The organism is Mesorhizobium sp. M0011 (genome assembly GCF_040324155.1).
Taxonomy (GTDB): Bacteria; Pseudomonadota; Alphaproteobacteria; order Rhizobiales; family Rhizobiaceae; genus Mesorhizobium.
This window is the reverse complement of the sequence record NZ_JAMYVQ010000001.1, coordinates 72,333-91,175: the sequence shown is the minus strand read 5'-3', so window position 1 is coordinate 91,175 and position 18,843 is coordinate 72,333. Positions and strand designations below refer to the sequence as shown.

22 protein-coding genes are annotated in these 18,843 nt (G+C 62.9%); 13 read left to right on the top strand and 9 right to left on the bottom strand.

Features of this window, described 5'->3' with window-relative positions:
* The first annotated feature begins 20 nt into the window (after positions 1 to 20).
* The gene (locus tag NKK51_RS00465) at positions 21 to 1,352 is read left to right on the top strand and encodes a dihydroorotase (RefSeq protein WP_352550596.1); all 1,332 of its coding nucleotides are present in this window, start codon (positions 21 to 23) and stop codon (positions 1,350 to 1,352) included.
* A 35-nt stretch (positions 1,353 to 1,387) separates the two neighbouring features.
* Here NKK51_RS00465 and NKK51_RS00460 read toward each other — a convergent pair whose 3' ends face one another.
* The 4 genes from NKK51_RS00460 to NKK51_RS00445 all read right to left on the bottom strand — a co-directional run bounded on the left by NKK51_RS00460 (position 1,388) and on the right by NKK51_RS00445 (position 3,754).
* The gene (locus NKK51_RS00460) at positions 1,388 to 2,176 is read right to left on the bottom strand and encodes a hypothetical protein (RefSeq protein WP_164779946.1); all 789 of its coding nucleotides are present in this window, start codon (positions 2,174 to 2,176) and stop codon (positions 1,388 to 1,390) included.
* 70 nt (positions 2,177 to 2,246) lie between these two features.
* Positions 2,247 to 2,504 (bottom strand): hypothetical protein, encoded by a 258-nt coding sequence (locus tag NKK51_RS00455; protein ID WP_008874920.1) that lies wholly within the window; start codon positions 2,502 to 2,504, stop codon positions 2,247 to 2,249.
* 355 nt (positions 2,505 to 2,859) lie between these two features.
* A complete protein-coding gene (locus NKK51_RS00450; RefSeq protein ID WP_013532565.1) occupies positions 2,860 to 3,237 on the bottom strand; it encodes a TIGR02301 family protein in 378 nt (125 codons plus the stop codon).
* An 82-nt stretch (positions 3,238 to 3,319) separates the two neighbouring features.
* Positions 3,320 to 3,754 (bottom strand): NUDIX hydrolase, encoded by a 435-nt coding sequence (locus NKK51_RS00445; protein ID WP_127289337.1) that lies wholly within the window; start codon positions 3,752 to 3,754, stop codon positions 3,320 to 3,322.
* A gap of 127 nt (positions 3,755 to 3,881) precedes the next feature.
* Here NKK51_RS00445 and NKK51_RS00440 point away from each other — a divergent pair, with 127 nt between their 5' ends.
* A complete protein-coding gene (locus NKK51_RS00440) occupies positions 3,882 to 4,643 on the top strand; it encodes an SOS response-associated peptidase (RefSeq protein WP_352550594.1) in 762 nt (253 codons plus the stop codon).
* Positions 4,644 to 4,714: 71 nt separating this feature from the next.
* On the opposite strand, the gene NKK51_RS00435 is transcribed toward NKK51_RS00440, so the two are convergent.
* The gene (locus NKK51_RS00435; protein WP_081738801.1) at positions 4,715 to 4,870 is read right to left on the bottom strand and encodes a hypothetical protein; all 156 of its coding nucleotides are present in this window, start codon (positions 4,868 to 4,870) and stop codon (positions 4,715 to 4,717) included.
* Between the two features lie 391 nt (positions 4,871 to 5,261).
* Between NKK51_RS00435 and cysS the strand changes: the two genes are divergently transcribed.
* The 9 genes from cysS to NKK51_RS00390 all read left to right on the top strand — a co-directional run bounded on the left by cysS (position 5,262) and on the right by NKK51_RS00390 (position 13,217).
* The gene (gene cysS, locus NKK51_RS00430; RefSeq protein ID WP_352550591.1) at positions 5,262 to 6,698 is read left to right on the top strand and encodes a cysteine--tRNA ligase; all 1,437 of its coding nucleotides are present in this window, start codon (positions 5,262 to 5,264) and stop codon (positions 6,696 to 6,698) included.
* 280 nt (positions 6,699 to 6,978) lie between these two features.
* Positions 6,979 to 7,386, top strand: coding sequence for an endonuclease domain-containing protein (locus tag NKK51_RS00425; RefSeq protein WP_352550589.1), 408 nt, complete (start codon positions 6,979 to 6,981; stop codon positions 7,384 to 7,386).
* Entirely contained in the window at positions 7,383 to 7,769 is a 387-nt protein-coding gene (locus NKK51_RS00420) for a VOC family protein (RefSeq protein WP_023812897.1), read from the top strand. The genes NKK51_RS00425 and NKK51_RS00420 overlap by 4 nt, the downstream gene beginning before the upstream one ends.
* A 6-nt stretch (positions 7,770 to 7,775) precedes the next feature.
* Entirely contained in the window at positions 7,776 to 8,267 is a 492-nt protein-coding gene (locus tag NKK51_RS00415) for a GFA family protein (RefSeq protein ID WP_127289329.1), read from the top strand.
* Positions 8,264 to 8,740 (top strand): GFA family protein, encoded by a 477-nt coding sequence (locus NKK51_RS00410; RefSeq protein WP_109662751.1) that lies wholly within the window; start codon positions 8,264 to 8,266, stop codon positions 8,738 to 8,740. The genes NKK51_RS00415 and NKK51_RS00410 overlap by 4 nt, the downstream gene beginning before the upstream one ends.
* Positions 8,737 to 9,696: a prolyl aminopeptidase gene (pip, locus tag NKK51_RS00405; RefSeq protein WP_352550587.1), complete on the top strand. Its 960-nt coding sequence runs from the start codon at positions 8,737 to 8,739 to the stop codon at positions 9,694 to 9,696. Before NKK51_RS00410 ends, pip begins: the two co-directional genes overlap by 4 nt.
* 197 nt (positions 9,697 to 9,893) lie before the next feature.
* Positions 9,894 to 11,510 carry a citramalate synthase gene (gene cimA / locus NKK51_RS00400; RefSeq protein WP_352550585.1) on the top strand — a complete coding sequence of 539 codons (1,617 nt, stop codon included), beginning with the start codon at positions 9,894 to 9,896 and terminating at the stop codon, positions 11,508 to 11,510.
* An 83-nt stretch (positions 11,511 to 11,593) separates the two neighbouring features.
* Positions 11,594 to 12,520: an EamA family transporter RarD gene (rarD, locus tag NKK51_RS00395; protein ID WP_352550583.1), complete on the top strand. Its 927-nt coding sequence runs from the start codon at positions 11,594 to 11,596 to the stop codon at positions 12,518 to 12,520.
* A gap of 10 nt (positions 12,521 to 12,530) precedes the next feature.
* Positions 12,531 to 13,217, top strand: a complete 687-nt coding sequence (locus NKK51_RS00390; protein WP_352550582.1) for a glutathione S-transferase family protein — start codon at positions 12,531 to 12,533, stop codon at positions 13,215 to 13,217.
* Positions 13,218 to 13,233: 16 nt separating this feature from the next.
* On the opposite strand, the gene NKK51_RS00385 is transcribed toward NKK51_RS00390, so the two are convergent.
* Both NKK51_RS00385 and NKK51_RS00380 read right to left on the bottom strand, forming a co-directional pair.
* Positions 13,234 to 14,232, bottom strand: coding sequence for a transporter (locus NKK51_RS00385; RefSeq protein ID WP_352550580.1), 999 nt, complete (start codon positions 14,230 to 14,232; stop codon positions 13,234 to 13,236).
* A 178-nt stretch (positions 14,233 to 14,410) separates the two neighbouring features.
* Complete coding sequence (locus NKK51_RS00380) at positions 14,411 to 14,701, bottom strand: muconolactone Delta-isomerase family protein (RefSeq protein ID WP_352550579.1); 291 nt, start codon at positions 14,699 to 14,701, stop codon at positions 14,411 to 14,413.
* 107 nt (positions 14,702 to 14,808) lie between these two features.
* Between NKK51_RS00380 and NKK51_RS00375 the strand changes: the two genes are divergently transcribed.
* On the top strand, positions 14,809 to 15,693 hold the full coding sequence (locus NKK51_RS00375) for a LysR substrate-binding domain-containing protein (protein WP_023812906.1): 885 nt from the start codon (positions 14,809 to 14,811) through the stop codon (positions 15,691 to 15,693).
* A 120-nt stretch (positions 15,694 to 15,813) separates the two neighbouring features.
* Here NKK51_RS00375 and NKK51_RS00370 read toward each other — a convergent pair whose 3' ends face one another.
* The gene (locus NKK51_RS00370; protein WP_127289311.1) at positions 15,814 to 16,425 is read right to left on the bottom strand and encodes an LOG family protein; all 612 of its coding nucleotides are present in this window, start codon (positions 16,423 to 16,425) and stop codon (positions 15,814 to 15,816) included.
* A 143-nt stretch (positions 16,426 to 16,568) separates the two neighbouring features.
* Between NKK51_RS00370 and NKK51_RS00365 the strand changes: the two genes are divergently transcribed.
* On the top strand, positions 16,569 to 18,020 hold the full coding sequence (locus tag NKK51_RS00365; RefSeq protein WP_352550577.1) for a LysM peptidoglycan-binding domain-containing protein: 1,452 nt from the start codon (positions 16,569 to 16,571) through the stop codon (positions 18,018 to 18,020).
* A gap of 27 nt (positions 18,021 to 18,047) precedes the next feature.
* Here the strand turns inward: NKK51_RS00365 and NKK51_RS00360 are convergent, their stop codons facing one another.
* Positions 18,048 to 18,839, bottom strand: a complete 792-nt coding sequence (locus NKK51_RS00360; RefSeq protein WP_352550575.1) for an NAD(P)H-dependent oxidoreductase — start codon at positions 18,837 to 18,839, stop codon at positions 18,048 to 18,050.
* Between the last annotated feature and the right edge of the window lie 4 nt (positions 18,840 to 18,843).

Below are 18,843 nucleotides of genomic sequence, written 5' to 3'. Positions count from 1 at the left end.
CACTCCCCCCGCAAGAGAGCATGGCCATGATCTACGACCTCATCCTGACAGGCGGCACCGTGGTCAACCACGACGGCGAAGGGGCTCGCGACATCGGCGTGAAGGGCGGGCGCATCGCCGCCATCGGCGATCTCCGCCAGGCCTCGGCGGGCGAGACGATCGATTGCCGCGGCCTGCATATCCTGCCGGGCGTCATCGACAGCCAGGTGCACTTTCGTGAGCCGGGATTGGAGCACAAGGAAGATTTGGAAACGGGTTCGCGCGCGGCCGTGCTTGGCGGCGTCACCACCGTGTTCGAGATGCCCAACACCAATCCTTTGACCACCAGCGAGGCAGCGCTTGCCGACAAGGTTCGGCGCGGCACGGATCGCATGCATTGCGATTTTGCCTTCTGGGTCGGCGGCACCCGCGAAAACGCCGGGGATGTCGGCGAGCTTGAGCGATTGCCGGGCGCGGCCGGGATCAAGGTTTTCATGGGCTCGTCCACCGGCGATCTGCTGGTCGAGGACGACGAAGGTGTCGCCTCGATCCTGAGAAACACGCGCCGCCGTGCAGCCTTTCATTCGGAAGACGAATTCCGGCTGCGCGAGCGTCTTGGCGAGCGCATCGAGGGCGACCCGGCATCGCACCCTGTCTGGCGCGACGAGATCGCCGCCTTACGCTGTACCGAACGGCTTGTACGCATCGCGCGCAGCGTTCGCGCCCGCATTCATGTCCTGCACATCTCGACGGCCGAGGAGATTGTGTTTCTCGAACAACACAAGGATGTCGCGACCTGCGAGGCAACGCCGCATCATTTGACGCTAAGCGCCGACGACTACGCACGCCTTGGCACGCTGATCCAGATGAACCCGCCGGTGCGCGCCGCCCGCCATCGCGACGGCGTCTGGCACGGCATTGCCCAAGGCGTCGTCGACGTGCTCGGCTCCGACCATGCGCCGCACACGCTGGCCGAGAAGGCCAAGCCGTATCCGGCCTCACCGTCGGGAATGACCGGCGTGCAGACGCTGGTGCCGATCATGCTCGACCACGTCAATGCCGGCCGGCTGACCTTGCAGCGCTTTGTCGACCTGTCCAGTCATGGCCCGCAGCGGATCTTCGGCATGGCCAGGAAAGGCCGCATCGCCGCCGGCTATGACGCCGACTTCACCATCGTAGACATGATGCGGCGCGAGATGATCACCAATGCGCAGGCCGGCTCGAAAGCCGGCTGGACGCCTTATGATGGCAGGGAAGTGACGGGTTGGCCAGTCGGCACCGTCATTCGAGGCCGACGTGTCATGTGGGAGGGCGAAATCGTCACGCCAGGCCAAGGCAAAGCGGTGGAGTTTTCCGAGGCATTGCCCGTCTAGGCTCCCGGATCTCTGCAAGGGCAGAGGCAGAAAGCTCAATCCCCGGCGACGAAGAACGACCACTGTCCGGCAGGCGTGATGCCGACACGGTAGAAGATATAGGCGCCGAACTGCTTCATATCATTGAAATCGCCGGCGGTGACGATCTTGAAGAGCTCGACCCGCTGCTTGGCGTCCAGCTTGTCCAGCGGCAGGGCGAAGAAATACGGCCACACATAGAGTTCTTGTGGCGTGCCGGCATCGAGGTGGACGTAGCCGGCATTAAGCACCTCCTCCAGGATGGCCAGAATCTCCTGGCCGTCTGGGTCTCCGGAGAGGCCCTTGAGGAAGGCGATGGCGTCGCCGTCTATGTCGGTCAGCGATATCTGTGTCATGCTCTCGCCCGTGCCGATCAACGGCCGCAGCTTTTCGATATCGCCGCCCTCGCAGGCTTCGACGATCAGATCGTGCATGCGCCGCACCGGTTCCGGCAGCTTGCCGAGATCGTAGACGACCTCAGGCACCGGCGTTTCCGGATCGACGCGCGGTCTGGTCACGCCGCCATCCGCCGGACTGTCCGGCTCGGCTTCGGCAGGAGCAGTCGGCTGGCCGGCCGGCGGCGGTGTTCCGACCGGGTTGGGCATTGGCACGGCGCTTCCGGGGGGCGACATGTCGTCGTCGGCCGGCGGCGTGACTGTCGGGGGGAGCTCTTCGCGCTTGATTTCGCTCAGCGCATACACGGGGCTGCTCGCGAGACACACAAGCAGGGGAATCGCGGCACAGCAAGCGGCGAAGGAGATGCGAAGGATCAAGCCACACGGCTTGCCTGACATCGAAAAACTCACTGCCCGTTTCTCCCTGCTTCCGGGCATGACGCCCGAGCGGCATGTTGCCGTCAAAGAACCGGAGGTCGGTTCAGTGCCGCAGCCGTTCAGGTTCGAAGGCGCCAGCAATCACCTTTTCACGCATACGGTCGAGCAGGGCAAGGGCCGAGGTCTCGCCATTGGCACGCAACATCTCGCCGAAGGCTGTTTCGAGCGCTGCTTCGGCAATGATCTCGGGCTCTATCCCGGCGGAGAGACCTTCCGCCCAGGCCTCGCTGTGGCTTTCCACGGCGGTCAGGCGTTTTTCTTCCCTGACCAGCGCGTCGATGTCGTTGACACCATGTTCCATAAGCGAATGTCCACCCTTTCAAGCTGCGATCCATCGATGTGGATCAGGCCTGATCTGTTCATTTCACACGCAGGGGCAATTAAGTATTTGTAAATACGACATTTTTTTGATCGTCTTTTACAAAGCCCGATTGCCTTGTGCGAAGCTGCGTTCAGCTCGAGTCAAACTTAGCCGATTGGGGCGGCCTGCGGGGCGAAAACCTTCAGTTTGAGTTAATTCCGCTTTCGCGCGGTAAGGTTTCGTTAATACTGTTGCAGAAGTGCAACATGAGGATTGCACCAAGATATCGCCTGGCACAAGCCGATATATCGGCTGTGCCCAGCAATGATCCGGATAGTTGTTGATGAGCGAGTGCCTAGTTGCCGTAACGCGAGGCGATATCGCGAGACAGCGTCTCGCCTTCCTTCATGTAGCGGCTGATGGCTTCGGTCGCCGAGGGCGTGCACCTCGTATAGGTGCCGCCGAAGGAGCGGTAGCCGCGATTGAAGCTGGCAATGAAGCGGGCGCGCCGCTCGGCGTCCGGATTTTCCGAATCGAGCAGTTTTGTCATCTCGACACGCCACTGGTCGCCCTTCTCGCCGCACAGATTGCGCAGGAAATGCAGCGAGCCCAGAACCTCCGCCAGCCGCATCAACCCAGGCTCGAACGGCGATTCGGCGCTGAGCGCGGGCCGTATCGAAACGGTCGCACCGACCGCAAGACACACGGCGAGGAGCATGGACGGACGGTTCATAAGCCTTCTCTACCCAACGGCGTGGCTCTGCCAAACAGGATAAGTCTTTGTGGCGAAACAATTTGTCGCCTGCAAGGCGGTTTCAGGGCTTCGGCCCGTCGTCTCCGTCCGGGTCCAACAAGTCCTCGGCCACGGCGAACACCGAGCCGGCGAGCGGCAATGCCGCCATCTCACTGAGCGTATAGAAGGCCGCCGTCTCTGCATCGTCGCTGGCTACGGCCTCGCCGCCGGCATAGGCGGCGCCGAAGACCGTGAGGAGATAATCGACCGGGTGGCTGTCATCCCTGCCGTCGATGTGGATTTCCCGCAGCGGGCGGTAATCGGTGGCCCGCAAGCCGGTCTCTTCCAACAGTTCGCGGACCGCGGCCTGTTCCAGCGTCTCACCGGCTTCGACCTTGCCACCCGGAAAGGCATAGAGCCCTTGCGAGGGTTGCCGGGCTCGCTTGACCAGAAGCACGGTGTCTGCCCGCACGACGGCGACCGAGACTGCCGGAAGTGTTTTGCGCGCTTCGTTCATGGGTTCCCGATCAGGCGTGTAGGCAGGTCTGTTGTGGATCGCCCAGCATGGGCAAGCTTTAGCGGTTGCGCAACGCCGGTTGCATCGCCACTTTCAAGCTGAACCATTCGAAGGACGCCAATCGACCATGTGCGGACGTTTTGCCTTGACCGCGACGCCGGACCAGACTGCCGCGTTGCTAGGCTTGGCGGAACTGGAGGATTTCCCGGCGCACTACAACATCGCCCCGACCCAGCCGATCCTGATGGCGGTCGCCGGCCCCCCGCGGGCGCCGGGCTCCAATCTGCCGGACCGGCAGCCAATGCTGGTGCGCTGGGGGCTGATCCCGACCTGGGTGAAGGACACACGCGAGTTTCCGCTGCTGTTCAACGCGCGCTCCGAAGGGGCTGCCGAAAAGGCGTCGTTCAAGGCCGCCATGCGCCATCGCCGCGCCTTGGTGCCGGCGTCCGGCTTTTATGAATGGCGGCAAACCGGCGGCAAGAAAGGCCAGCCTTACTGGATACGCCCAAGGCGTGGCGGGCTGGTCGCCTTCGCCGGACTGATCGAGACCTATGCCGAGCCGGGCGGTTCGGAAATGGACACCGGCGCCATCCTGACCATCAACGCCAATGCCGACATCGCGCATATCCACGACCGCATGCCTGTGGTGATCGACCCCAGGGATTTCGCCCGTTGGCTGGATTGCCGCACGCTCGAACCGCGTGATGTCGCCGATCTGTTGCGGCCGGCTCAACTCGATTTCTTCGAGGCCATTCCCGTCTCCGACCTGGTCAACAAGGTCGCCAACACCGGCCCGGAGATTCAGGAGCGGGGCGAGATCGGGCCGGAGCCCGAAAAGGTCAAGCGCCAGAAGCCCGGCGCGGACGACAATCAGATGACGTTGTTCTAGTTGAACTGTTCTTCAGCGGCGTATGTCTGCGCCATTTGCCAGGCGCCCTTGGCGCAGGGCCGCACACCACTTCAGGCGGCGCGGGGCGACACGATCTTCTGTACCGGCTTTTTCTTCTTCGCGGTGTGGAGGAGGGCGGCGACGATCGCGGCCGGGCCGATCGCGCGATAGTGGTTGGCCAGTGCCGGCTGCTTGGCTCGGTTGGCTTCCTGCTTGGTTCGGGGCATGTTTCTCTTCCCAGGTAACATTTTCGTGTCTGCGTTTGATAGCTGATTCTGACCAAATCGTGACGCCTGCTGATCTAGCCGGCGAATGTTTCATGACTGTGCCGACATGTTTAATAAAATGTTTCAGTGCATCATTACCTGTGATCCAGCGACGTTTTTGCCGAGACTTGCGACTTGACGGCAACACAAGCCAAGGCGATAAAGCCGCCCATGAAAACGTCTTTCGCCATCTGTGGCATTTGCATTATTGGCTAGCCTCGTGCTGGTCCGGACGTTTACGCCTCATCTTTCCCCAGATTGGACAAACGCCCCGGCCAGCAGGCTGGAGCCTGATTTGCGTTTCGCGCGGGGCTGGCTTCGTCACATTGAGTTCTGAACCGGGAAGGCACGAATGTCCGACGCATCGCAGGGCCTGCGCCTCTACAACACGCTGACGCGGACGAAAGAGGATTTCGTCCCGATCGATCCGCTGAACGTGCGCATGTATGTCTGCGGCCCGACCGTCTACGACTTTGCCCATATCGGCAATGCCAGGCCGGTGATCGTCTTTGACGTGCTTTTCCGCTTGCTGCGTCACGTTTATGGGCAGGCGCACGTCACCTATGTGCGCAACATCACCGACGTCGACGACAAGATCAACGCGCGCGCTCTGCGCGACTTCGGCGGCGAGATCGCTTCCGGAACACTTTCGCTCAACGAGGCGATCCGGCGGGTGACCGAAAAGACCGCCGACCAGTTCCACAGGGATGTGGCGGTTCTCGGCTGCCTGGAGCCGACGGTCGAGCCGCGCGCCACCGAATTCGTCGAGCCCCGCGCCGACGGCAAAGTCGACATGATCACCTTGATTCAAAGCCTGATCGAACGCGGCCATGCCTATGTTGCCGCGGGCGAAGTCCTGTTCGACACCGCGTCGATGCCGGACTACGGCCAACTGTCGAAGCGCAATCTCGACGAGCAGCAGGCTGGTGCTCGCGTCGCCGTCGACGCGCACAAGAAAAATCCCGGCGATTTTGTCCTGTGGAAGTTGTCGTCGCCGGAGGAGCCTGGCTGGAATTCGCCATGGGGCAGGGGTCGGCCGGGCTGGCACATCGAATGCTCGGCAATGTCGGCCGCCTATCTTGGCGAGGTGTTCGACATCCATGGCGGCGGCCTCGACCTGATTTTCCCGCACCATGAGAACGAGATCGCCCAGTCGCGCTGCGCCCATGGCACGGACGTGATGGCCAACATCTGGATGCACAACGGCTTCCTGCAGGTCGAAGGTCAGAAAATGTCGAAAAGCGTCGGCAATTTCTATTCGATCAACGAACTGCTCGAGACCGAGACGTTTGGCGGCCGCAAATGGCCGGGCGAGGTCCTGCGGCTGGCGATGCTGATGACGCACTATCGCGAACCAATCGACTTTTCCGTGCGCAAGCTGGAAGAGGCCGAGAACACGCTGCGCAAATGGAAGCGGGCGGCCGACCTTGCGCCGGCCGCCGCAGGACTGCTGCCCGTGCAGGTCATCGATGCCTTGTCGGACGATCTCGCAACCTATGCCGCCTTCCAGGTCTTGACGCAGTTGGCTGGCGAGGCAGCGGACGGCAACGATGCGGCTGCTGCGCTGAAGGCGTCGCTGCTGTTCCTCGGCTTCGATGTCGCGTCGGCGACGGTTGATGAAGACCACGTCGCCAAGGCCATCGCCAAGCGTCTCGCATTCATCGCCGCCAAGAACTGGGCCGAGGCCGACCGCATCCGCGACGAACTGCTGGCGCAAGGTGTACAGTTGAAGGACGGCAAGGATCCGGTCAACGGCGAGCGAGTGACGACGTGGGAGGTCAAGCGGTGAGGGTGGCGCGAAACACCTTTACAAGTTTGGCGGAGGCGCTGGTGACAGCCGATCTCCCCCCTTGCGGGGGAGATGTCCGGCAGGACAGAGGGGGGTGTGAAGGAACGCCATCGTTTCTGTTTGCCTACCCTCGTTTCGACCGTTTCCTGAGAAGGCAGCGGTCTCCAATTGATAAGCGGGCGGGACAGCACCCCCCTCTGCCCTGCCGGGCATCTCCCCCGCAAGGGGGGAGATCAGCCCTCGTCGCCGATTTCGCTAATCACCGGCGAAGGGGTGTTTGATGGGACACGATCTCGTTCCGCAACGACACCGCCGGAATGCAAAATCCATGCGTCGCGTCATGACCGATGCGGAGTTGAAACTTTGGAATGAGTTGCGTGCTCACCGGCTTATGGGGATGAGCTTTCGACGGCAGGTGCCGATCGGACCTTATATCGTTGACTTTGCTTGCTCGGCCTATCGTCTCATCGTCGAGGTAGACGGCAGCCAGCATGCGGATAGCGAAAATCTACAACAAGACGAGACACGCAGCGCATATTTTAAGAGCAGTGGCTGGACCATCCTGCGCTTCTGGAACGACGACGTCATTCGCGATATCGACAATGTCTGCCAGCACATCGTCATCGAGGCCGGCCTGGCCGCTGCCGAAGTGCTGGCGATCGAACCAGCTAGGGAGGCAATTTCATGATAGACCATCTTGGCATCACCGTTGCCGATTTCGATGCTTCGAAGGCTTTCTATGACAAGGCGATGGCGCCGCTTGGTGCAGCGCTCCTCTACATGGTGCCGCTGGAATATACCGGGGGTGCCAAGGTCGGCGGCTATGGCCGTGACCGGCCGGTGTTCTGGCTGAGTTCGGCCAAGGACAAGCCCAGGGATCACCAGCACGTCGCCTTCACCGCGCGCAGCCGCGCCGAGGTCGATGCCTTCCACGCAGCGGCACTTGCTGCCGGTGGCAAGGACAATGGCGGGCCGGGCCTGCGCCGGCATTATCACCCGAACTACTATGGCGCCTTCGTCTTCGATCCCGACGGCAACAATGTCGAAGCCGTCTGCCATGCGCCGGAGTGAGCCGAGATGAGCCTCGACAACCGGCCGATCTACACCGGCGGCTGCCAGTGCGGCGCGGTGCGCTTTCGCGTTGAAGGCGCGCTCGGCGACGCTTCGGTCTGCCATTGCCGCATGTGCCAGAAGGCGTTCGGCTCGTTCTATGCGCCGCTGGTTTCGGTGCGTGGCGCCCGGCTCGACTGGACGCGCGGCGAGCCGAAATACTTCCGCTCCTCCAACCATGTCGATCGCGGTTTTTGCGCTGATTGCGGCACGCCGCTGACCTTCACCGCGCCGGATGGTGTTGGCCTCGCCATCGGCGCGTTCGACAATCCGGCGGAGATCGTGCCGCTGATCCAATGGGGTGTCGAGGCAAAGCTGCCTTATGTCGATACGATCCCGCGATTGCCGGGCGAGGAGACGATGGCCGACGTGTCGTCGGCCTCTTATCTGGCGGATCTCGTCTCCTATCAGCATCCGGACCACGACACCGAACAATGGCCGCCAAAGGAAAGATCATGACCGAGACAGTAAGAACCGGCGGCTGCCAGTGTGGCGCCGTGCGTTTCCGCATTCATGGAGCGCTCGGCCGTCCGTCGATCTGCCATTGCCGGATGTGCCAGAAGCAGTTCGGCTCGTTCTTCGGTGCACTGGTCACGGTGCCCAGGGACGGCGTCGAATGGACCCATGAAGAGCCGAGCTATTTCCAGTCGTCGGTCAATATCGATCGTGGTTTCTGCGCGCGCTGCGGCACGCCGCTGACATATCGGCAGCCCGGCGGACTGGAAATCGCCATCGGTGCCTTCGACGACCGTTCGGATCTGGCACCGCAGATCCAGGTCAACTATGCCGCGCGGCTGCCATGGGTGGAGACGATCTTCGATCAGCCCGTCCACCAGGATCCTGATTATTACAACAGGCAGGAATCCATCATCTCCTTCCAGCACCCAGACCATGAAACAGCGGACTGGCCGACCAAAGGTTTGCAGCTATGAGCAGTCAATTGCGTACGCTTTATCCCGAGATCGAGGCCTTCGAGTCCGGCATGCTCGATGTCGGCGACGGCCATCAGGTCTACTGGGAGCGTTCCGGCACCAAAGGCGCCAAGCCGGCGGTGTTCCTGCATGGCGGACCGGGCGGCACCATTTCACCAAAACACCGGCGGCTGTTCGAGCCGAAGCTTTACGATGTCATTCTGTTCGACCAGCGCGGCTGCGGAAAATCGACGCCCAACGCCTCGCTCGAAGCCAATACGACCTGGCACCTGGTCGCCGACATCGAACGCCTGCGCGAAATGGCCGGCTTCGACAAATGGCTGGTGTTCGGCGGCTCCTGGGGGTCGACGCTGGCGCTCGCCTATGCCGAAACGCACCCCGAACGCGTCAGTGAGTTGGTGGTACGCGGCATCTACACGCTGACACGTGCGGAACTCGAATGGTACTATCAGTTCGGCGTCTCGGAAATGTTCCCGGACAAATGGGAGCGCTTTCTGGCGCCGATCCCGGAGGCCGAGCGCGGCGACATGATGGCTGCCTACCGCAAGCGGCTGGTCGGCGCGGATCGCAAGGCGCAGATCGAAGCCGCCCGCGCCTGGAGCCTGTGGGAGGGCGAAACGATCACGCTGTTGCCGGAGCCGGAAACCAGTGGACCGTTCGGGCAGGACGACTATGCCGTCGCCTTCGCCCGCATCGAAAACCACTATTTCGTCCATGCCGGTTGGCTGGAAGAAGGACAATTGCTGCGCGATGCGCACAAGCTTGCCGATATTCCCGGCACCATCGTCCACGGCCGCTACGACATGCCGTGCCCGGCGCGCTATGCCTGGTCGCTGCACAAGGCGTGGCCGAAGGCGGATTTCCATCTGATCGAGGGCGCCGGTCATGCTTATTCGGAGCCGGGGATTTTGGATCAACTGATCCGGGCGACGGATCGGTTTGCAGGGAAGATATAGTCGATGCACGGCGATCCTTCACACCCCCCTCTGTCCTACCGGACATCTCCCCCGCAAGGGGGGAGATTGGATGTCGCCTTCGCTTTCGCCAATCGCCGACATTGCAGGACCAGCGCTATCGTCAAAGCTGCCGATCTCCCCCTTTGCGGGGGAGATGGCCGGCAGGCCAGAGGGGGGTGCTCAAGCACCTTGCTGTCATGAAAAAGGAAAGACTGTTCCTCTTCGACACCACCCTCCGCGATGGCCAGCAGACGCCGGGCATCGACTTCTCTATCGAAGACAAGATCGCTATCGCGAAACTGCTCGACGCTTTCGGCCTCGATTATGTCGAAGGTGGCTATCCCGGCGCCAATCCGACCGACACAGCCTTCTTCCAGGAGAAGCGCACGGCGCATGCCAAATTTGTCGCCTTCGGCATGACCAAGCGGGCAGGGGTGTCGGCGTCCAACGATCCCGGCCTTGCGTCACTCGTGCAATCCAAGTCGGATGCCATCTGCTTCGTCGCCAAGAGTTGGGACTACCATGTCCGTGTCGCGCTCGGCTGCACCAATGAGGAGAACCTCGACGCCATCAAGGCCTCCGTCGAGGCGGCGATCGCCGCCGGCAAGGAGGCGTTGGTCGATTGCGAGCATTTTTTCGACGGCTTCAAGGCCAATCCCGATTATGCGCTGGCCTGCGCCAGGACCGCCTGTGATGCCGGCGCGCGCTGGGTGGTGCTGTGCGACACCAATGGTGGCACGCAACCCTCGGAAGTCCGCGCCATCGTCGAGAAGGTTATTTCATCAGGTATTTCAGGCGATCATCTCGGCATCCATGCTCATGACGACACCGGCCAGGCAGTGGCGAATTCCCTCGCCGCTGTCGAGGCCGGCGTGCGCCAGATCCAGGGCACGCTCAACGGCATCGGCGAGCGCTGCGGCAACGCCAATTTGATCTCGATCGTACCAACGCTGGCGTTGAAACCGGCCTTCGCCGATCGTTTCGAGACGGGCATTTCGGCTGAGGCGCTGACCGGCATTTCGCGCCTGTCCCGCGCCTTCGACGAACTCCTGAACCGCGCCCCGGAAGCGCAAGCGCCCTATGTCGGGGCCTCTGCTTTCGCCACCAAGGCGGGCATCCATGCCTCCGCGCTGGCCAAGGAGCCGGCGACCTATGAGCATGTGCCCCCGGAAACGGTCGGCAACCGCCGCCGCGTCATGGTTTCGGACCAGGGCGGCAAGGCCAATTTCCTCGCCGAGTTGAAGCGGCGCGGCATCGACGTGCCGAAAGATGATCACCGGCTCGACGCGCTGATATCAGTGGTCAAGGAGCGCGAGGCCGAGGGCTACGCCTATGAGGGCGCCGATGCCAGCTTCGAGCTCCTGGCACGCAAGATGCTGCACGGCCTGCCGGAGTTCTTCAACGTCACCTCGTTCCGCTGCATGGTCGAGCGCCGCTTCGACGCCAACGGCCAGCTGAAGACAGTCTCCGAAGCGATCGTCAAGGTTGTGGTCGACGGCGAGGAGAAGATGTCGGTGGCCGAGGGGCATGGGCCGGTCAACGCACTCGACATCGCGCTGCGCAAGGACCTTGGCAAGTTCCAAAGCGAGATCGCCGACATGGAGCTGGCCGACTTCAAGGTGCGTATCCTCAATGGCGGCACCGAGGCGATCACCCGCGTTCTGATCGAATCGCACGATGGCACCGGCGCGCGCTGGTGGACGGTCGGCGTTTCCGAAAACATCATCGACGCCTCGTTCCAAGCGCTGATGGATTCCATCGTCTACAAGCTGATGAAGAACCGCGAGATGGCCGGACTGGTGGCCGCCGAATAGAGTTGAACCATCAGCGAAAGTCCATTGATCCATCAGAACTTTGCGATGGTCTTGCCAAGGTGGCTGGGCCATAGCGTTGGCCCATGGCCACTGAAGCAATCACCCTGGACGCGGATTCCAAGGCCCGGCGCGGCTTTCTGCTGGCGCTCGGCGCCTATCTGCTATGGGGGCTGCTGCCCTTCTACATGAAGGCGGTCGCTCATCTGCCGCTCGCCGAAGTCATTGCCCATCGCATCGTCTGGTCGGTTCCGATCGCCGCCGCCGTCCTGATTTGGGCCGGCCGCACGGCGGATTTCAAGGCGGCACTGCGTTCGCCGCGCACCATCGCCATGGCCGCGCTGACGGCTGCGCTGATTTCGGTCAACTGGGGCATCTATGTCTGGGCGATTGCCGTCGACCGCACTGTCGAGACCGCGCTCGGCTACTACATCAATCCACTGGTCAGCGTCGTTGTCGGCGCGCTGCTGCTTGGCGAGCGCCTCGACCGGCTGCAGATCGCGGCGGTGGTGCTGGCGGCCGTGGCGGTCGCGGTGCTGACCATCGAGGGCGGCAAGCTGCCCTGGGTGTCGCTGGCGTTGGCTTTTTCCTTCGCCGCCTACGGCTTCTTCCGCAAGACGCTGCCGATCGGACCGAGCCAGGGATTTTTGCTCGAAGTGCTTTTGCTGTCTGTGCCGGCGCTCGGCTACATCGTTTATCTCATCGCGACCGGACAGGACCACATCATATCCAGCAGTGGCACCGATACGGCATTGCTGATCGGCTGCGGTCCGGTCACATCGGTGCCGTTGTTGCTGTTCGCCTTCGGCGCCAAACTGCTGCGCCTGTCAACCATCGGCATCATGCAATATATCGCGCCGACCATGGTGTTCCTGATCGCCGTTTTGATCTTCGACGAGCCTTTCGGCACCACCCAGGCGGTTGCGTTCGCGCTGATCTGGGCGGCTTTGGCGGTCTATTCCTGGTCGATGCTGACGACAGCGCGTAGGGCCGCGCCGCAGCCCGCACGGTAAGGGATTTCGGATGTACCTGCTGCATATCGCCAACAAGAATTATTCCTCATGGTCGCTGCGGCCCTGGGTGTTGATGCGAGAACTGGACATCCCATTCGAGGAGCGGCTGACCCCGTTCCCGACCGGATCGAGCTGGGATCTGTACCGGCCATTCTCGCCGAGCGGCCGCGTGCCATGCCTGATCGACGATGGCTGGGCGGTCTGGGATTCGCTGGCCATCGTCGAATATCTGGCCGAACGCCACCATGGCGTGTGGCCCGTCGAAGCCAAGGCGCGCGCCTGGGCACGCTCGGCCGCCGCCGAAATGCATTCGAGCTTCACCGCATTGCGCAGCGCCTGTCCGATGAGTTGCGGCCTGCGCGTAAAGCCGTTTCCGATGTCCGACGCGCTGAAGCAGGACCTCTTTCGCCTTGGCGATCTCTGGAACGATGGGTTTGCCCGTTTCGGCGGGCCGTTTCTGGCCGGCGCTCATTTCACCGCCGTCGACGCTTTCTTTGCTCCGGTGGCGTTCCGCGCCCAGTCCTATGGGCTCCCCTTCGAGGGAGCGGCTGCGGCTTATCCGGCGCAATTGCTTGCTCTACCGGCGATGCGCGAATGGTATGCGGCTGGCCTTGCCGAAATCTGGCGCGAGTCCGATCACGAAGCGGAAGTCGCCGCCGCCGGCACCGTCATCGAGGATCTTCGCGCCACGGCGTGATAGCCGCCGGCGGGTGCTACATCTGTCCGAGCCGCCTGACAAAGAGATAGGTCGCTCCCGCGATTACCATCGCTACCGCCGTCACCACCCAGAAGCCCATTGGCGTGTCGACCAGCGGCAGGCCGCCGACATTCATGCCGAACAGGCCTGAGATGATGGTCATCGGCAACAGCACCGCCGTCATCACCGACAGTACGTACAGCAGCCGGTTCGACTGCGTCGTCAGCTTGGCCATAAGCTCGTCCTGCAACAGCCGGGCGCGTGCCTGCAATTGCTCGCCGTCATAATGCAGCGTCTGCGCACGGTGCGAAAGCCGGGCCGCCATGTCATTGATCGAATCGGGCAGGTCGTTACGGTGCGAATGGTCGAGATGGCGAAACAGATTGGTGAGCGTCGCCATCTGCCGGTGGATCACCACTAGGTGCCGGCGCGCGTCGACGAGGGATTGCCGTTCATTGTGCCATGCGTCGCAGACGATACGGTCTTCGATGCCGTCGAGACTGTCGCCGAGTGCCGCAAGTTCCGCCACCATGCCGTCGAACGACTGGCCGACGACAGCCTCGATCAACTCGGCTGGCGAGCGGAACTTGCGCGATCCATTCTCGATCGCCTTGCGGATGTTGTCGACCGACTGCAGTGGTTGCTTGCGGGCGCCGACCAGCATCGTGTCATTGAGCGCGAAGCGGAAATGGCCAAGCCCGCCCGCTTCCGCCGAATAGTCATGGCGCAGGTCCGGCAGGTCGCCGTAGAGCCAGTCATCCTCGAGGTCGATGTGGCAGCCATGGCTGGCGGACAGGAAAGCTTCACGCACTGGTGCCGGCAAAGCCTGATCGGTGCCGATCTCATGGCGAGCGCGCATGTCGGAAAGCTGGTAGCTGCGCCATGTCCAGTGCGCGGCGGCGGTGTCCCTGGTTCGCACGCCCTCAGCGGTGAAGTGATAGATGAAGAACAATCCGTGCTCGTCGGGCAGGTAGGGCGACAGGTCGGTGCCTTCCGGGGCGAGAGTGATATCCATGGGGGCGGTGCCAGATGCATGTTCCGAAGATGGCACCGCACGGCGGCTGCCTGGCCTTGATTTCTAGCACGAGCGAACCCGGTTCCGTGTGACGGTTTCTTGACAGCCGATCACGGTCTGTCGATCACCTACGTCAATCCGGTGGTGACGGCCTTCGCCACCCCCGGTTGTGTCCCTGTCAGTGCTTCGGGCCGAAGCCGGGGTAGGGCTTTAGGGATACGATTGCGGCAATGTCCATCATGCCGGCCTTGACCAACGGCAAGGTGGCGAGGTGGGCGCGAACCTCTGCATCATCGGCTGCCTCGAACATCATGCCGCTGCCCGGGATGTCGCCTCGGTTCCACACCTGGCGTACCGCGCCTTTGGCATAGAGCGTGCGCCGCTGTTCGGCTTCGCCGGGTAGAAGCGGAGCGAAATCGGCATCGGCAAATTTTTCGGTGTTGCGGGTGAGAAGGGCAAAGAACTGCATGGCGGTCTCCTTTGGTTGGAATGGCCGAATTATCGCTCCCGCTGGTCAGACTGTCCAAGACTGGTTAGGCTAAAGTTGAGACCTGGGGGACTGGAGCCCGGAGAAAAATGTTCGATCTGCGTCAGCTCCGCTATTTCGTCACCGTCGCCGAAACCGGCAATGTCGGGCGCGCCGCCGAAATGCTGCATATTTCTCAGTCGCCACTCAGCCGGCAGATCATCCAGCTCGAGGAGCAACTCGGCGTCGCTTTGTTCGAACGGGCAAAGCAGCGGGTCCACCTCAACGCCGAGGGCCGCGCCTTCCTCGTCGAAGCCCGCGCGCTGCTGTCCAATGCGCGACGTTTGGAGCAGTTCGGCCGCAACCTGGCCAGCGGCGCCGTCGGCCGGCTCGCCATCGGCTATGTCGAAGGCGCCGTTCATGCCGGGCTTGTCGCTGGGATGCTGCGCCAGTTCCGTCGCGACCGGCCGGATTTCCACCTGCAGCTGAGAAGCCTGCGTTCGGCGGCGCAGTTGGAAGGGCTACGGCAGCGGTCGCTGGATCTGGGCTTTGTCTACTCGCCGCCAGCCGATGATGACCCGGATGTCGCCGCGATAGCGCTGCGGCATGAGCCGCTGGTGCTGGCGATCCCCGAAGATGATCCGCTTGCTGAAGTGCCAGAGATTGGGCCCGACCACCTTGACGGTCGCACCTGGATCACCGTCGTGCGCCAGCCGGACGACACCAATCGCGGCCAGTTCCTTGCCGCCTGCGCCAAGGCCGGCTTTCTGCCCGACATCGCCTATGAGACGGCGGACCCGCTGACCTCGCTCGGCCTTGTCAGCGCCGGTCTCGGCCTTGCGACGGTGCAAGCCAGCCTGCGTGTCGCTGCGCCGCCGCGGATCGTATTTCGCGACCTGCCGTGGTTCGACCGCACGGTCTCCATCTATCTCGCCTGGCGGCGTCATGACCGACGGGCGGTGATTGCCGATTTGCGGCAGGCAGCTGAGGAATAGGGGAATAGGGGAATAGGGGAATAGGGGAATAGGGGAATAGGGGAATAGGGGAATAGGGGAATAGGGGGCGCCGTTCCCAGGCACTTCACATATTCCCCTACTGCCTTACTCCCGTATTCCCTACATCTTGTCTATCACCGACTGCACGCCTTCGGTCGGGGCGTCGACGGACGATCCTGCCACCATGATGGCGGCGACGATCGCTTCGGGGTCGTCAATGACCAGCGGCTTGACCCGCTGTGCGGTGTGGATGAAGCCTTCGGCGGCCATGTGATCGAGCAGCGCCAGCATCGGATCCCAAAATCCTTTGACATTGCCGAAGACGATCGGCTTGCGATGATGGCCAAGTTGTCCCCAGGTCATGATCTCGATGATCTCCTCGACCGTGCCGATGCCACCTGGCAGTGCCACAAAGGCGTCGGATTTCTCGAACATCTTGTGTTTGCGCTCGTGCATGTTGTCGGTGATCAAGAGTTCATCGAGCCGGTCAAGCGCTGTTTCGCTCGCCTCCTTGTTGATCAGGAAGCGCGGAATGATGCCCGTCACCTTGCCGCCGGCCTTGAGCGCGCCTTCGGCGACAGCGCCCATAATGCCTTTGGTGCCGCCGCCATAGACCAGCCGCAGTCCCGCTTTGGCAATCGAGCGCCCGAGCAGGTGCCCGGCCTTGATATAGGTTTCATCGCGGCCCGGAGACGAGCCGCAATAGACGCAGACGGATCGAATCGTGTTCATGCCGATGATTGGTGATTGGGTCTGAAAGCGTGGTCAAGCCCCAAGGGTCAACAAGCCCGGGCTTTTTCTTGTCGGCCCGTTTTTCTTGTCGGCATTGGCAAAACAGGCTAGACCGGCGTTAGGTGGCTAAGGGGTAGGGAAATATGGCAATTAATCCACTGAAGGCGTTCCTGTTCGCGGCGGGTGGGACCGTTGCGGCCGCGGGAACCGCCTATGTATCGGGCGCACTCGACCCGTATCTCAATCCCACGCCGCCGGCGCAAGTGGCGGCGCAGACGCCGCCCGCAGCGCCAAAATCGGCCGATCCCGGCACCGAAGCGCGGCTGCCCGCCGCGGAAGTCCCTGCGGCTCCCGCCGCGGTGCCCCAGGCACCGGCCGCGGCTGCGCCGGCTGCGGCCGGTCCGGTCGCACCGTCCTTCGATGTCGTGCGCGTCGAAAGCAATGGCTCGATTGTCGTCGCCGGCAATGCGGCGCCCAACGCCAAGGTCGAGATCCTCAACGGCTCGACGGTGCTTGGCTCGACGGTCGCTGGTCCCGATGGCGCCTTCGTTATCGTTCTCGATGATCCGCTGAAGCCCGGCGATTATACCATCGCGCTGCGCGCGACCACGGGCGATGTCGTAACGCCCTCGGTGCAGACCGCCGTCGTTTCGGTTCCCAAGGATGCGGCCGGCCAGGTGCTGGCCATGGTCGAGGAGCCGGGCAAGCCGGCCGAATTGCTGACCGTTCCCGCGCCCGAGGCAAAGCCGGCTGCTCCGGCCGCCGCGCCGGCTGCTCCCGCAGCCGAAGCGCCCGCAGCTGCTCCGGCACCACCCGCCCCGGCACCTGCCGTGGTCGACGCAGCACCGGCTCCTGCAGCGCCGGCGACGCCGCCCGCTGCAGGCGTGACCGAGCCCAAGATCGTCGTCGAGGCGGTCGAGATCGACGGCAGCAAGATCTTTGTCGCCGGTCTCGCCGATGCCGGCCGCAAGGTGCGCGCCTATGCCAACGATATCCTGCTCGGTGATGCGCAAACTTCGACGGACGGTCATTTCCTGGTCGAGGCGACGCGCGACATTCCGGTCGGCAGCTACACAATTCGTGTCGACGGCCTCGATACCGACGGTGTGACAGTTGTGGCCCGCGCAGCCGTGCCGTTCGAGCGCGAGCCCGGCGAAGCGGTCGCCGCCGTGGCACCCTCGGCGCCGAAGCCCGTTCAGCCCAAGCCGGCCGCACCTGCCGCCGCCGAGGCGCCGGCCGCGGCCGAGACGGCTCCGGCCACGACGCCTGCTCCCGCCACCGAGGCTCCGGCCGTTGTGGCGGAGGCGACGCCGCCGAGCGATGTGCCCGAGACCGTGGCGCCCAAGCTCGAACATGCCGACGGCGCCGTCATCATCCGCCGCAACGACACGCTGTGGCGGATCTCGCGGCGCGTCTATGGCCATGGCGTGCGCTTCTCGACCATCTACCTCGCCAACCAGGACCAGATCAGCGATCCCGACCGCATCTGGCCGGGTCAGGTGTTCAAGGTCCCGGAAAAGTCGAAGGAAGGCGAAGCCGCCGACCTCAAGGCGATGGGCGAGCAGGCAACGACAGCGCCGGCCAAGACCAACTAGTCCAGGCCATCCAAAGGCCGACGTCAGCTAGTTTGTTGAACCGCTCAGGTGCAGTTTGAATCCGATTATGTTCGGATCTCCCAGGTCGGGGCGTAGCTTCATGCTCGGAATCAAATAGTCGCCGCCATTCTGCCGGCGATAGGGGATGGGTTGCGTGGTCGCGAGCGTTCTCATCCTCTCGCGCAGGCGCTCGGCGGTGGGTTCGAAGTCGGCTTCACCGAAGCGGTCGACGCTGTAGACGACGAATGGCGGAAGGACGTCGTAGCCCGGGTAGTAGAGGATCCCGTGGTTGATCGGGAACAGCAGATCATCAATTGGTCCGTTGACGCCGCGAGGGGCATAGTGCTCCTCCCAGCCGCCGGCGGTCACGATCAACATTGCGCGCTTGCCCATCAAGGTTCCCTCGCCGTAGCGGTCGCCCCATCGTTTGTCGCTATGTTCGCCCACGCCGTAAGCGAAGCCGTAGGCAAAGACCCTGTCGACCCAGCCCTTGAGGATCGCCGGCATGGCAAACCACCAGAGCGGAAATTGGAGAATCAGGGCATCCGCCCATAGCAGCTTTGCGATCTCGGCCTTGACGTCCTCTGTCAGCGCGTCGGCCTCGAAAGACTTTTTTGACGCTGCGGCAGGCATCAGCCGCGCGCCCGGCGCCAAAACCGGAAAGTCGGCCCGATCAACCGCTGATTTCCAACCCTGGGCGTAGAGGTCCGTCACCCGCACTTCGTGGCCTTGTGCCTCGAGTTCTCTGATGGCGACGTCGCGGAGCGCGCCGTTGAGCGAGCGGGATTCGGGATGTGCGAAGACAAGTAGGATTTTCATGCGG